This window comes from Lactiplantibacillus sp. 30.2.29 (assembly GCF_018991255.1).
Classification (GTDB): Bacteria; Bacillota; Bacilli; order Lactobacillales; family Lactobacillaceae; genus Lactiplantibacillus; species Lactiplantibacillus pentosus.
The window spans coordinates 29,503-42,562 of the sequence record NZ_JAGYGU010000021.1; the positions used below are offsets into that span (position 1 = coordinate 29,503).

Genomic DNA, 13,060 nt, shown 5'->3' on the forward strand with positions numbered 1-13,060 from the left:
TTCCTACTGATTTACCTTAATACCTTAATACCATCAGCGACGCCGTGTCTGTCAACACGACGACCTTGTGAACCAATCCCGAACAACGCCGGGACTGCCCCTATCTGCGTTATACAAAACGCACACCTCAGCCACTACTGTCCATATTAGGACTGCGTCGAAGCGTGACGTCTAGACACACCCCGTATCTAGGAACGTCGATTGCTTATTGTCTGACATTAATCCCAGCTCGGTGGTCCGATCGTTGCGACCCGGTGATTACCAGCCATGCTAGTCGTAATGCCTGAAATCACAGTACCGGTTGGATCGACATGATTGCTCGCGACCAGCAGACGTTCACGTCCCTGGTCTAATGCGCGTTTGATCGTCAATTTGAGCGCAGTTTCGACTGGCTGCAAACGGCGTGCCAGTATTGAAACCAGATTCGCGATCACTTGTCCTGCAACCACGGTGTCGCCTGGTTTGACTTTAAAATCAATCATCGATGATTCCAGTTGATTTGTTAACTGTCCGATTCGTAACCAGCCGACCAGGCCATTCGTGGCACGAAAGCCGACCCGCCGTTCATCGACAGCCACAGCGGTGATGACCCCACCAAAGGGCGCAACGATTTGGTCGGTCACTGGGAATATTTGTTTTTTAAACCCAAGTAGCCCATATAGATGTACCGTGTTGGCAAGCGTCGTCACACTAATAATCTGGCGTTTGACCGGCGCAACTACGGGAATCAATGAGCTGATAACTACTGGCACACTTCTCACTTCCTTAATCATTAAATGATGTGTCGACTACTGAACCTCACGCTGATAATCTGCTGCCAAAAAACTTGCCCTCAACCGAGTGTAAATCAATTAGTTCAAGCCATTGACTGTTATCCTTTCAACATAAACTTTACCATAATAAAACCAGAATACCAGCATAATCAACAGTTTTAACGGTAGTTTGAGCCTGCAGAGGTTCATTCGTAAACTCAATTAACGAACAAGCTATGAAGCGCTTTATTCACTAACGCCGCAATACCGGAAATTATCGGCAGAAGTCAGAATGCCCGTATCAGCCATCTGTGGACAGTCAAGCGACATCCCACTATCGACTTTGAATTGAGCGTAAAAAAAAAGTAACCTTGAATGCTGAAGATTCAAAGTTACTATCATTGACTTGCTTATTAAAAAGTGTAATGACCAACTGACCATCGATTATCACTGATCAACCGTCACACGCATGCGACCATGGCGTTTTGAGAAATACAGATTCTGGTCGACCCAATTATAAAAATCGACGGGGCTGTCATCCGCTTGATGCAAGGTTGACACACCGACCGATATCGAGACGGCAATTTCTTGGTCACCGTACTTAACGACCAAATGATTAACTGCTGCAAAAATCTGCCGAACAATGGCACGCGTGCTGACTAGATCATAGCCAGGAAATAGGACGTTGAATTCCTCGCCACCCGTCCGATACAGCTTAACCTTTGGATCATTTTCGCTCAACACCGTCTGGACGGTTTCCGAGACTTCCTGTAAGACGCGGTCACCAGCCAAGTGACCATAGGTATCGTTGACGTGCTTGAAGTGGTCAATATCAAACATCATCATTGATAAGTTTAAATTATTGGCCGTACTGTCATCAAATAAATATTTGATATGCTCCGTGTAGGCCGCGAAGTTCTCCGTTTGCGTCAATGCGTCGTGGCTGGCAAACTGAGCGAGTCGCAGTTTGATCTCACTATCCTGTGTCAGCATATTGACGTAGGCGTAGAGTAAACCGGCAAAAATCAGCAGGTATCCGTACTCCTGTAACGTGTTCTCCCAGCTCAGCGAGTACTTGACTTTAATCAAGCCCCACAAGACACCGCCGAAGAAGCCAACCGTCCCGTAGTAATAGACCCAACTATGCGCATGCTTCTGCACCCACAGCCGTAAGTAATTCAGGCTCCAGAAGAAACCCACGAACACGGCCGCATAACTCCAAGATTCCCAGAAGAAAATCGATTGGTCGAAAACCATGTACACAATGACCACTGGTAACAATGTGTAATACGGCATTCGAATGTTGAGGAAGAAGGCACAGAAGATGACGGCAATCAGGTGAAAGTTCACAAACTCCCAACTATTCGCCTGGCCGATGACCGACAGTTGCATCACAAATACGAAGACCAACATGTAGATGACGCCATGCCGAGCATTGATCGTATCATCATCAATGTTAATGTGACGGGCATGGAACCAGGACGTAATCCAATTGAACAGTACCCAGTAGAGTGTCAACACCCCGAGGATAAAAAAGATACTTGTTACAAACGGCGAAATTCGCCAATAAGACCATGTCATTGTCAGGACCCTTTCCTAGCAGCTGCCATTTACGAATTGACAATCATCAGCAATCAAGCGAGGCTTGCCATAGTAATAGCCTTGATGGCGCTCGATGCCTTGTTGTTCCGCCATTTTTTGATCCTTTTGGTCTTCGACACCTTCCAGAATGAATTCTAAATGGTAGTCCTGTGCCACATCGCGCCAAAACGCCACTTCACGAGGAATACGTTCGGCTTGTCCGCTCATCCGCAGATTTTGCATGGCAAATTTGATTTGATCAACAAATGGTAATGCATGCTGAATGTTTTCAAATGTGTTAGAGCCAGTCCCAACGTCATCGATACTCAGTTTGATCCCATACTGATGAAAGAAGAGGCTGTATTTCTGAATTTCGGCTAATGACGGACTTTCTGTTAACTCAATCGTTAGCGCAGCCGGATTGAGCCGCTTTTTGAGATAAATAATCGTTCCTAACATTAAGTCATCTTCCGCCTGCTGACGGTTGAGATTCAAGGCCAACACTTGATTGGTCGCCTTAGTCTTCAACTGTCCGGCTAACTGTGCTAACAAGTCCGCTTGCTTGTCTAACGGTAGTTCAGTGAATGATTGCGGTACTGCCCAACGACCATCCATTTCTTTACGCAATAATAATTCGTACCCAAACACGGCCCGACGCCGCTGGTCAACTTGAGGTTGAACAAAGAAACGATACATTCACGAAACCTCGCTTTAATTAGATTCTTTATGTCAATATATATTGACTACTCCTGTAAAGGATAACCGCTTTTAACTAAAATATCGAGACATAGTTGCAGACATTAACCAAAAAAATAATCAATTCTAATATGTAACCGTTATATTTAGTCCACGACAAAAATGACGTCGTAACAACTAAGTTACAACGTCATTTTTAATTGCTCAATTTTATTTAACCAACTTATCCCAGATAACGACATCGCCAGTTGACAATGATTTAGGGACATCAATGATGCGCTGATTGGCACTCCCACGGAACTGCAGTGAGAGATCCATCTGGTCTTGCAGAAAACGACCATCGACCAAAATATCAATCAGCGATAGCATCTTTAATTTGTCTTCCGAATCCTGTTGAAGCTCATCCCAAGTGTACCCAGTCCATGACCAGATGTCCTTCGTATGGCCAAATTCGGCGCGGACCCGTTCACAGATGCGGATACCGACTTGCGTATTTAAAAACGGTTCGCCGCCGAGCAAGGTCAGGCCTTGCACGTACGACTGACTAAGGTCCTCGATAATCTGGTCTTCAAGCTCAGTCGTATAGGGCTGCCCATAGTGAAAATTCTGAGCGGCGACATTATAACAACCGGGACAATGAAAGGGACAGCCACTCAGATAGAGACTGCAGCGGACCCCTTCCCCATCAACAAAGTTAAATGCCTTGTAATCAGCAACATATTGTTCACTTAAGTCCTTTGCCAGCCATTCTTTGGGCATCGGATTGTTTGGTCCTTTCGTAGCGCGCGGCATTTTTAATCATCTCCGGAGACATATTTTTAGCACGGGACGCGATCTCAACGTGACGACCATGAACCATTGGCCGTTGTTGTGGGTTACCGAGGTAGCCACACGTCCGTTTGACCACATCACAATATTTCGGGTCATGGTTGCCACATTCGGGACACACGAACCCACGGGCAGTTGCCTTAAATTCACCCTTGAACCCACACTTGAAACATTGGTCGATGGAAGTGTTGGTCCCGAGGTAACCGACGTGGTCATAGGCCCAATCCCAGACTGCTTCTAGGGCCTTAGGATTCTGCGTCAGATTTGGATATTCACAATAATGAATGAAGCCACCCGAGGCGTACTTCGGGAAGCGTTCTTCTAGCGTCAGCTTATCAAACGGGGTCGGGTGTTTGCGGACGTCATAGTGGAAACTATTCGTGTAGTATTCCTTATCCGTAATATCCGCGACCCGGCCGAACTTGGCAATATCGTCGCGACAGAAGGTATCGGTCAACGATTCAGCTGGCGTAGAATACAAGCTGTAATGGTAGCCACTTTCAGCCGCCCACTTAGCACACTTGTCACGTAAGGCCTTGACGACCGTCTCGGCAAACTCGCGAGCATGCGTATCATTTTCCCAGTCAGGACCGAAGAATGTCGTGCAGACTTCATAAATCCCGATATAACCGAGAGAAATCGTCGCCCGTTGATTCTTGAAGAGTTCGTCAACGTTACCACCGGCTGGCAACCGTTTGCCAAATGCTCCGTACATGTACAGTAACGGTGCGTTTTCCGGCTTAGCCTGCTTCGTCCGTTCGATTCGGTAAGCTAGCGCTTCATGACAAGTCTGCATCCGCTCTTCAAAAATCTCCCAGAACAGCTGTTGATCTCCATGAGCAGCGAGTGCGATGCGTGGCAAGTTGACCGTTACCACGCCCAAGTTCATCCGACCAGAGTTGACTTCCACCCCGTTCTCGTCACGCCAGCCTTGCAAGAAGGAACGGCAGCCCATCGGTGTCTTGAAGCTCCCAGTCAATTCCTTGATTTTGTCATACATCAACAAATCTGGATACATCCGCTTCGTCGAACATTCGATGGCCAGTTCCTTAATATCATAATTCGGGTCGTTGGGACTGAGATTCAGGCCGCGCTTCATCGTAAAGATTAATTTGGGAAAGATTGCGGTCCGATGTTCCTTACCGAGACCCTTGATTCGAATCTGGAGAATCGCCTTTTGAATCTCGCGTTCGATCCAGCTCGTCCCTAAACCAAAGTTAACGGTCGTAAACGGCGTCTGCCCTTGTGATGAATATAATGTATTGATTTCATATTCCAAGGCCTGCATTGCATCGTAGATATCCTTTTTCGTCTTGGCCTTAGCATAGGCTTCGCGCTGGTCTTCAGCGACCCACTTTTCAGCATCCGCCAAGTGTTTTTGATAATTAATGGCCGCATAGGGGGCTAACAACTGGTCGACCCGGTTGGCAGAACAACCACCGTATTGCAGCGACGCAACGTTGGCAATAATCTGGGCCATCTGGGCTGTAGCGGTTTGAATCGACCGTGGCGAGGCAACTTCCGCATTACCAATCTTATAGCCGTGCTTGAACATGCCGTCAAAGTCAATCAGACAGCAGTTCGTTTCAGGCGTGACCGGTGAATAATCGAGGTCATGCCAGTGAATATCACCACGTAAATGGGCCTTAGCGACTAGATCTGGCAACATCTTCAGACCTAGTGCCCGACTAGCAGCGCCGGCTTCCAAATCACGTTGGGTATTAAAAATCGTACTATCTTTATTTGCATTTTCATGCACAACGCTGGCATCGCGTTCGAATAATTTTTCAATCCGTCCCTGCACATTCGTTGCCGCCGCAAAGCGTTCTTGTTCAGCATCAAAGTAGTCTTGATAAGCTTGGGCCGCTTGAGTCAAGCCCTGAGCATTCAAGATCTGCATCAGTGTCGTCCGGAGTTCCCGGGTGTCAATGCCGTCCGCATCCCGATAATAAGCGACTAGGGCTTGCTTAACGACGCGCACCTCATCCTCAGTCGTTAATAACTGGTGTAAGACAAAGTCTAATTTATAGGGGTGAAACTTGGTTTGTGCTCCGCCCCGTTTCGTGACCGGTAGTGGCCGTAATTCGTCTAAAATATCCTTAGTTGTCGTTGTCAGCATCTTACATTCCCCACTTTTCAAAGTCATCAAGTCCATACAATTGATAGTACGTTCCGTTTGAATCAATACTATATATAGTAGCTCATTTTATTAAAAATGCCTATGGCTCAAATCGCCTGATAAATACAGTTGCGTACAGCAAGACTCACTAGCCATCGAATTGGCGTAGTTTTGGAATATTTTAAAATTATTTTCTGTATCAGTTTACACTTTCATTGTGAATATTTAGTCAATATTCTTAACCTTCAATCGAACGCCCGTCTTAGTGGCTTTCACGTTTTTTCATGACCAAAAACGGTCGAGATCATTCGCCGCCAATTAAGCACAATACAATCAAATCGCTTAAAATTAATTATTTCACGATGAGTATGACAATTTAGTTTAAATAAGATGACATATTCGCTATAATGGTGAATAAGCCCTACAGGGGAAAATGGGCATTTGGAGGAGAGAATAATTATGCAAAAAATTAGAGGCATAATTGTGGGATTACTGCTTAGCGGTCTACTCGCCGGGTGCCAATCAAAGACATCACCTACCGCTAAGCCGGTTCAACCAACAACGTCAACAGTCCATGCCGTGCAATCCGTCACGTCCCGCGACTTTTTAGGACGCTGGGTGAGCAAAGATCCCGCAACGAGCCTATATCTGAATACCGAACACCAGCTTGGCTTGTTTCAAGCCGGTAAATCACCTGCGCGCAACCATACTGATTTCAAGCTGGATGAGACGCAGCTGACTGTAAAAATCAAGCAGGCGACCGCCGTGCTAACACTCAATAATGCCAACAGTATGACGCTCGATTATCAGGGAACGGCGACAACCTTGGTCAAAGACCCGAACTGGCGACCGAATCGGAGTAAGATACCAACCACGACGACTCAGGCCTTAAAGACCAGCAGTCTCACGCCGACTTTTAAAGTTAATAATTAAGGACTTAGTACACCCCACGCAGACAGATTGCGTGGGGTGTTTTGAGCTCACACCTGCGAACGGCTTGCTTCTCGGTGAACCGCTCCCTATAATTGAACTAATAAACCCACGATATGGAGGAACTGATATGATTCGACCCATTGTTCACGACCCCGCCGCATTAAGTGTCCCCGCGACGATTGCCACCCCGGCCGACGCACCGGTCGTCACCGACTTACTGGAAACACTGGCCGCGCACACGGATAACTGCGTCGGCATGGCCGCCAACATGATTGGCGTCAACAAACAGATTATCGTTGTCCAACTAGGCCCATTTGCGATTGCAATGATCAATCCTAAAATTATTGACCACCATGGTGCTTACGAGACAACTGAAGGCTGCTTATCGTTATCAGGCGAACGGTCCACGCAACGTTATCATCAGATTACCGTGAAATATAAAGATCAACATTTCAAGCCCCAACAACAACGGTTCAACGACTTCACTGCTCAAATCATTCAACACGAATTGGACCACCTAGCGGGAAAACTAATTTAGTTCAGCTTACTGAACAAGCTGGCATTTCAGAGATAGGACTGGTATTATGACCACTTTAACTTATAACGACGACCCCGCGATTCCAGCATTTGCACAACAGCGGCGCCATCAAGCGCACCACGCACTCGGAACTGATATTGACCTGACTTTGTTCGGCAGTGATAGCGACCGTTATTTGACCGCCGCCTGCCAATTGATTGACCAGTATGAGGACCGGCTCACCGTTAATCGCACCGCTTCTGAAGTCATGGCGATCAACCATGCCGCCGGTCAGCATCCGGTTCAAGTCAGCGCGGCGACTTACAGCCTCGTCCACCAAGCCGTCGAACTCAGCCGCCAACACTTCGGCTTTAACGCCTTGATTGGACCTTTAGTGAAGCTCTGGCACATTGGCTTCGATAATGCACACGTTCCTGAACAAGCAGAGATCGACGCCCGTTTGGCCTTGATCGACCCGAATCAGGTTGTCTGTAACGACGCCGATTTGAGCGTGTTTTTGAAAGCGCCCGGCATGGAATTAGACCTCGGCGCGATTGCGAAGGGCTACATTGCCGACCGCATCCAGGATTACTGGGAAGCCTTCGGACAACGCGCTGGCATGATCAACCTGGGCGGCAACTTGCTGATGGTCGGCGATTCACCGCTACATGCGGATGGCAAGTGGCGCGTGGGGATCCAGGACCCAACGACTGACCGTGGTAATGCGATTGCCAGTATTACAATTGGCGCTTGCTCCGCTGTCACAAGTGGCATCTATGAGCGTCACCTCGAATTCAACGGCCAATCGTATCACCACATCCTCGACTCCAAGACCGGTTATCCCCGTCAAAACGACCTGGAAAGTGTCACGGTCTTTACGAAAGCTTCCATTGATGGTGAGATTGAAACGACCCGCCTCTTCTTTGCCGGACAACCCCTCCCTGGCTGGGCCGCCGACCGACCAGATATTTACGGGGCCATCTTTGTGACGAAACAACGCGAGATTCAAGTCGTCGGGCTGCCTGCCAGCAGCGTGACTTTATTGGATAAGCGATTTAAGTTGATTTAGGCCTGCCCTGACCTTGCAAGTCGTTGGCCACAGAATAAGCGTCCATCAATTGTCTCTTGTCAGCCGACTAGTATCCATAGCGTAGGCTTTTCATCGTCATGAGCTTGCTTGGCTAGACCAAAAAAACGCCTCAAAGAATAACATTCTTTGAGACGTTTTTTAGTGGTGACTGTCGAAAACAGCCAACTGTTGATTTTGATGTCACACCAACGATTATTCACTAGATCTAGGCTATTCAGCCGGTAATTCAGCTTCCAAACGGTCAATAATAGCGCGAACGTCATCGGTCGTCTTCGTTTGCATTAATTCGTTGCGCAGTTCAGCTGCGTGGCGCATTCCCCGCACGTAAATCTTAAAGAAGCGCTGGAGCGGTGCGAAGTGTCCTTGTAACCCAAGGCCGATAAATTGGTCGTATAAATCCACCTGATACCGCAGTAGTTCAAGCATTTCACGCGTTGAGTGCTCCTGTGGTACTGTTTCGAATGCGTATGGATTTTGAAAAATTCCGCGGCCAATCATGATACCATCAACACCCGGATGTGCTTGGGCCAACTTCAAGCCGTCTTGATAATTGAGCACATCGCCGTTAATTTGTAAGAGCGTTTCTGGTGCCAGAGTGTCACGCATCTGAACCAGTTGGTCAATCAGCTCATAATGCGCGGGTACCTTACTCATTTCCTTCTTAGTCCGCACATGGACGGTCAGGACGGGCACTTGTTGTTTAAGTAAAAATGGAATCCAGGTCTCGTATTCACTGACATCTTCAAAGCCTAGTCGCGTCTTGACACTGACTGGTAGACCGGCCTGGCGGGCACCTTCAATGACTTCTTTGGCCCGGTCAAAGTGGCGAATCAAATCGCTACCACTATGGTTCTTAATGACCGCCATGTCTGGACAGCCCATGTTTAAATCAATTGCTTGGTACCCCTGGTTTTTAACTTCAGCCGCTGCTTTTGAGAAATCAACACCATTATTCCCCCATAGCTGGACGATTGGCCGTGGATTTTCAGATTCGTCCACGTATAAGCGTCCACGTGTCGTAAATTTGGCTTTGGGGTGAGTGATGCTCAGCGCATTCGTGAATTCGGTATAAAAAACATCTGGTGCCGCCGCACGCATCACCACTCGGCGAAAGACGGACCCCGTCACGGCCTCCATCGGTGCAAGACTGAAGAACGGCCGGTTAGCGGCGCGCGCCTTAGTGGCAATCTGTTGCCAATATGCCGATTGCGTCATAGTGACTTCATTCCCTTCTAAAAATAATCACCTCTTCATAATAGCGATGTTCGGCCCCTAAGTGCAAGTATTTTGGTGCCGCATTCGCCATTCTGACGGCAAAATAAAAGCCCGGCCGCAGCCGGACTTTTGAAAAAATAGCTAAACCTTATCTAGTGAATCAAAAATAGTGCCCACACCAGTAGTCCGATGATAAGTACCACGTTCAAGAGTTCCATCCGCAAATCAGCCAACTTCAGTGAGCTGAATGAGATACCGGCCGTTGTATTCATGTATCGGAAGAAAATCCCACTTAAAACTAAGCCAACTAACAATACAAATAGAACCATCATTCCAGTCATCATCATCACAAACTCAACTCCTCATTTGGTAAATATTTGTGGCTTTCTAAAACCATGTTCATAGTAGTCCAGTACCAGCCTTCAAGCAAGCAATTCCGGCCGAAAAACCGGCGTTCTTAGCGTTTTTTTATTAATCAAAAATAGGCATTCGAAAGCACGAAAAAGCCCTTTCGAAAGCATCAAAATTTCGAAAGAACCCTTCGCTAAATTCTAATTCTAGTGAATGATATTGGCGCTTGCTAACATCATTCTAATTGTCGCTCAGTCACACTTGACCGTGCCCACTCGTTTCATTAATCAGTCGTGTGACGTTTGTTGCTTTGCCGTTTAAAACCAAATAAACTCATCGCCGTTAACAATACAAACCCTAATACCGTTACAACTTGATTGGTACGTTCATCAGTTTGTGGCAAAGTTGCAGTCCTAGTTGTGGTCTTAGCTGTACTCGTTGGGTGTGTTGCAATCGGATGCGTTGCGACTGGCTTCGTCACAACTGGACTAGTCGTCGTTCTTAAGGCCGACTTTACATGTGGATTAGCCGTTCCTTTAACTTGTGGTTGATCCGTTGAATGCGTCACAGTTGGTTGGGGTGCGCCGCCAACTGGTCCATCTGTGTGGTTATTATGGTGACCTGTTGGGTTGGCCGGTGTTTGTCCATTCGAGTTGTTGCCATGCCCAGTTGATTGGTCGATTGGTGCTTGTCCACCCTTGTCATTACCATGGTCCGTTGTTGGCTTCGCCGGTGTTTGTCCACCTTTACCATCATCAGGGCGGGCTGTTTAGCCTCGTTCAGTAATGCCGTTAAGTCACTTTGGGCCGCCGTCCGCTCTTTTTCTGCAGCTCTCACTTCCGCTTTGGCTGAATCGACGTGGTTGCGTGCCGCTTTAACTGTCGCTTCTGCTTTTTCGACAGCGGCCCGAGGTTTAACCGTATCATGTTCCTTCTTAGCCACGCGATAATCAACCGCAGTCCCGCTGACTTCAATATCGGCGTTAGCGCGTTCTTCTTTAGCTGCCGTTAAAGCAGTTGTCGCTTTAGTTAACTTGGCTTGTGCCGCCGTCAATGCAGTCTGAGCCGTCGTTAACTTACCCTTCGCAGCGTCCAAAGCAGCTTGGTTGGCGGCACTATTATCCTTGTCAACTGCCATTTGGGCGGTTTTAACGTTCGCTGTTAATTGATCCACAGTTGCCTGGGCAGTTGTAACAGCCGTTTGAGCCGTTGCCTGGTTAGCCGTGGCAGTGTTAACGGCTTGCTTGGCCTTCGTCTGACGTGCAACTGCGGTGTCATGCAACGCGGCCATTGCATCTTGAATCTGTTGATTCTTTGCCAAAACGCCATCAGCAGCCACAAGCTCATCTTGAGCTGCTTGAGCAGCGCTCTTGGCAGCGGTCAAGGCTTGCTTAGCGTTCGTATATGTTTGATCGGCTACGTCTACCCGCGCTTGTGCAGCTTGGACCGCTGAATGGCGGTCGACTTGAGCAGCGATTGAATCCGGTGTCTGCGTGCTTTTAGCAGTATAAACAACTGGTTTGGTCGTGATGGCCGCACTGGCAGCGACTCCTTGAGCCATCAAACCTCCAGTTAACATCGTCATTCCCATTGCAACTTTTAGTGCCTTTGTCATACGAAAACCCATCCTTTAAAAAAGTATTGACCAACACCTGAATCATCTGAATCAATTTTAGGTGTCCCCTTACAGGTCTATTTTCATTGTGCCTGAAGAAAATCTAAATACAAGCAATCCCGAGAGCACGGCGTTTTATTAATCCGCAACCACTGTCAAATACCAGTCGGGCCAATTGAAAATATTTATATTTTTTCATGAAAGCGGCTTTTGATCGAGCTTGTCACACCACGGTTATGCACACTAGTCTCAATAATTCACAGCCACAAACGTCAATAGCCGCTATCATGCCATCAGAAACCCATTATCGTGAAAAAAATTAACTTATATTTCAATCACCGTAACTTGCTTGCTAAATTTATCGCAGATTATAACTGTCACATAATTAGGCCGCACTCCACATCGGTGTTAAAATAGAAGCTAACTTAAGGAAAGTGTGACTGACATGACCATTAATGACCTGCAAGCATTTGTGATGGTGTACGATTTACGCCACATTTCGAACGCCGCCGTAGAACTGCATCTCTCGCAATCAGAGCTCTCCAAACGGATGCGCGCCTTGGAAAACGAACTTAACCTCCAATTAATCGACACGCATAATAAGCGCCGCCTCCAAATTACGCCCGCTGGTGAGACCTTTTATCATCACGCCCACAAAATCATCCGCGATTACGAAAACATGATGCACGACCTCGCCCCCAATCGACCGACAATTTCTAAAAACCTGGTGATTGGATCCATTCCGGTCTCGGGCCAATATAACATTGCTAAAAAGATTGCCGCTTTTGATAATCAGCACGCCGACGTTGAAATCAAGATTATTGAAGACGAAGGCGACCAAGTCGTGAAACGGCTATCGGCCGGCGAATTACAAGCCGCCATCATTCGGGACACACAGACCCACCAGCTGCAGCCGACTGATTTTCAAAAGCAACCACTGCTGACCGACGAGTTAAAAATCATTTTATCCCGGGACCATCCCCTCGCTAATCGGTCGGTCATTCGCCTTCAAGACCTCGCCAAACAGAAAATTGCGACGCTTCCACCTGGCTCTGGCGTTTATGAGCCCATCAATGACCTGTTTGGCCGCCAAGGGTTGACGCCAAACTTCTTCTTTGAAAGTACGCATATTGAAACACTGCTAGGCATGCTGGACGATAGCAACGTGACCTTTCTCTTCAGTGCTACCATTCATGACTGAACACGTCGTCATGCGTTCACTCGCCGTCCCACTGATCAGTCAGCTGAACTTCGTCTATCCACAACGCTCAGGTAATCAACTACTGACTGATTTAATCGATTACTTGACGGTAACCGCCCATGGTATCAAGCCACAACCAACAATGAAACATTAATCAACATAA

Annotated in this window: 14 protein-coding genes; 5 read left to right on the forward strand and 9 right to left on the reverse strand. The window is 47.5% G+C overall.

The window, feature by feature from the left end; translation table 11 throughout:
- Positions 1 to 218: 218 nt before the first annotated feature.
- The 5 genes from KGF65_RS11795 to nrdD form a co-directional block, all read right to left on the reverse strand.
- Positions 219 to 752: a PTS glucose transporter subunit IIA gene (locus tag KGF65_RS11795; RefSeq protein WP_050340195.1), complete on the reverse strand. Its 534-nt coding sequence runs from the start codon at positions 750 to 752 to the stop codon at positions 219 to 221.
- A 447-nt stretch (positions 753 to 1,199) separates the two neighbouring features.
- On the reverse strand, positions 1,200 to 2,333 hold the full coding sequence (locus KGF65_RS11800) for a GGDEF domain-containing protein (RefSeq protein WP_216748545.1): 1,134 nt from the start codon (positions 2,331 to 2,333) through the stop codon (positions 1,200 to 1,202).
- A gap of 15 nt (positions 2,334 to 2,348) precedes the next feature.
- The gene (locus tag KGF65_RS11805; protein WP_050340193.1) at positions 2,349 to 3,029 is read right to left on the reverse strand and encodes an EAL domain-containing protein; all 681 of its coding nucleotides are present in this window, start codon (positions 3,027 to 3,029) and stop codon (positions 2,349 to 2,351) included.
- Positions 3,030 to 3,239: 210 nt separating this feature from the next.
- Positions 3,240 to 3,821, reverse strand: a complete 582-nt coding sequence (gene nrdG, locus KGF65_RS11810) for an anaerobic ribonucleoside-triphosphate reductase activating protein (RefSeq protein ID WP_050340192.1) — start codon at positions 3,819 to 3,821, stop codon at positions 3,240 to 3,242.
- The gene (gene nrdD / locus KGF65_RS11815) at positions 3,754 to 5,976 is read right to left on the reverse strand and encodes an anaerobic ribonucleoside-triphosphate reductase (protein WP_050340191.1); all 2,223 of its coding nucleotides are present in this window, start codon (positions 5,974 to 5,976) and stop codon (positions 3,754 to 3,756) included. Before nrdD ends, nrdG begins: the two co-directional genes overlap by 68 nt.
- 459 nt (positions 5,977 to 6,435) lie before the next feature.
- On the opposite strand from nrdD, the gene KGF65_RS11820 reads away from it, so the two are divergent.
- The 3 genes from KGF65_RS11820 to KGF65_RS11830 all read left to right on the forward strand — a co-directional run bounded on the left by KGF65_RS11820 (position 6,436) and on the right by KGF65_RS11830 (position 8,495).
- Entirely contained in the window at positions 6,436 to 6,909 is a 474-nt protein-coding gene (locus KGF65_RS11820) for a hypothetical protein (RefSeq protein WP_050340190.1), read from the forward strand.
- Positions 6,910 to 7,036: 127 nt separating this feature from the next.
- A complete protein-coding gene (locus KGF65_RS11825; RefSeq protein WP_101872942.1) occupies positions 7,037 to 7,447 on the forward strand; it encodes a peptide deformylase in 411 nt (136 codons plus the stop codon).
- Between the two features lie 46 nt (positions 7,448 to 7,493).
- On the forward strand, positions 7,494 to 8,495 hold the full coding sequence (locus tag KGF65_RS11830) for an FAD:protein FMN transferase (protein WP_101872941.1): 1,002 nt from the start codon (positions 7,494 to 7,496) through the stop codon (positions 8,493 to 8,495).
- Positions 8,496 to 8,726: 231 nt separating this feature from the next.
- Here the strand turns inward: KGF65_RS11830 and KGF65_RS11835 are convergent, their stop codons facing one another.
- From KGF65_RS11835 to KGF65_RS11850, 4 genes are all read right to left on the reverse strand, one after another.
- Complete coding sequence (locus KGF65_RS11835) at positions 8,727 to 9,731, reverse strand: tRNA-dihydrouridine synthase (protein WP_105924157.1); 1,005 nt, start codon at positions 9,729 to 9,731, stop codon at positions 8,727 to 8,729.
- Between the two features lie 152 nt (positions 9,732 to 9,883).
- Positions 9,884 to 10,078: a hypothetical protein gene (locus KGF65_RS11840; protein ID WP_216788201.1), complete on the reverse strand. Its 195-nt coding sequence runs from the start codon at positions 10,076 to 10,078 to the stop codon at positions 9,884 to 9,886.
- A gap of 287 nt (positions 10,079 to 10,365) precedes the next feature.
- Entirely contained in the window at positions 10,366 to 10,650 is a 285-nt protein-coding gene (locus KGF65_RS17440; RefSeq protein ID WP_216748546.1) for an LPXTG cell wall anchor domain-containing protein, read from the reverse strand.
- Positions 10,647 to 11,696, reverse strand: a complete 1,050-nt coding sequence (locus KGF65_RS11850; protein ID WP_216748547.1) for a cell surface protein — start codon at positions 11,694 to 11,696, stop codon at positions 10,647 to 10,649. The genes KGF65_RS17440 and KGF65_RS11850 overlap by 4 nt, the downstream gene beginning before the upstream one ends.
- A 445-nt stretch (positions 11,697 to 12,141) precedes the next feature.
- Between KGF65_RS11850 and KGF65_RS11855 the strand changes: the two genes are divergently transcribed.
- On the forward strand, positions 12,142 to 12,897 hold the full coding sequence (locus tag KGF65_RS11855; RefSeq protein WP_253954436.1) for a LysR family transcriptional regulator: 756 nt from the start codon (positions 12,142 to 12,144) through the stop codon (positions 12,895 to 12,897).
- Positions 12,890 to 13,051 carry a hypothetical protein gene (locus tag KGF65_RS17085; protein ID WP_253954435.1) on the forward strand — a complete coding sequence of 54 codons (162 nt, stop codon included), beginning with the start codon at positions 12,890 to 12,892 and terminating at the stop codon, positions 13,049 to 13,051. The genes KGF65_RS11855 and KGF65_RS17085 overlap by 8 nt, the downstream gene beginning before the upstream one ends.
- Positions 13,052 to 13,060 lie beyond the last annotated feature (9 nt).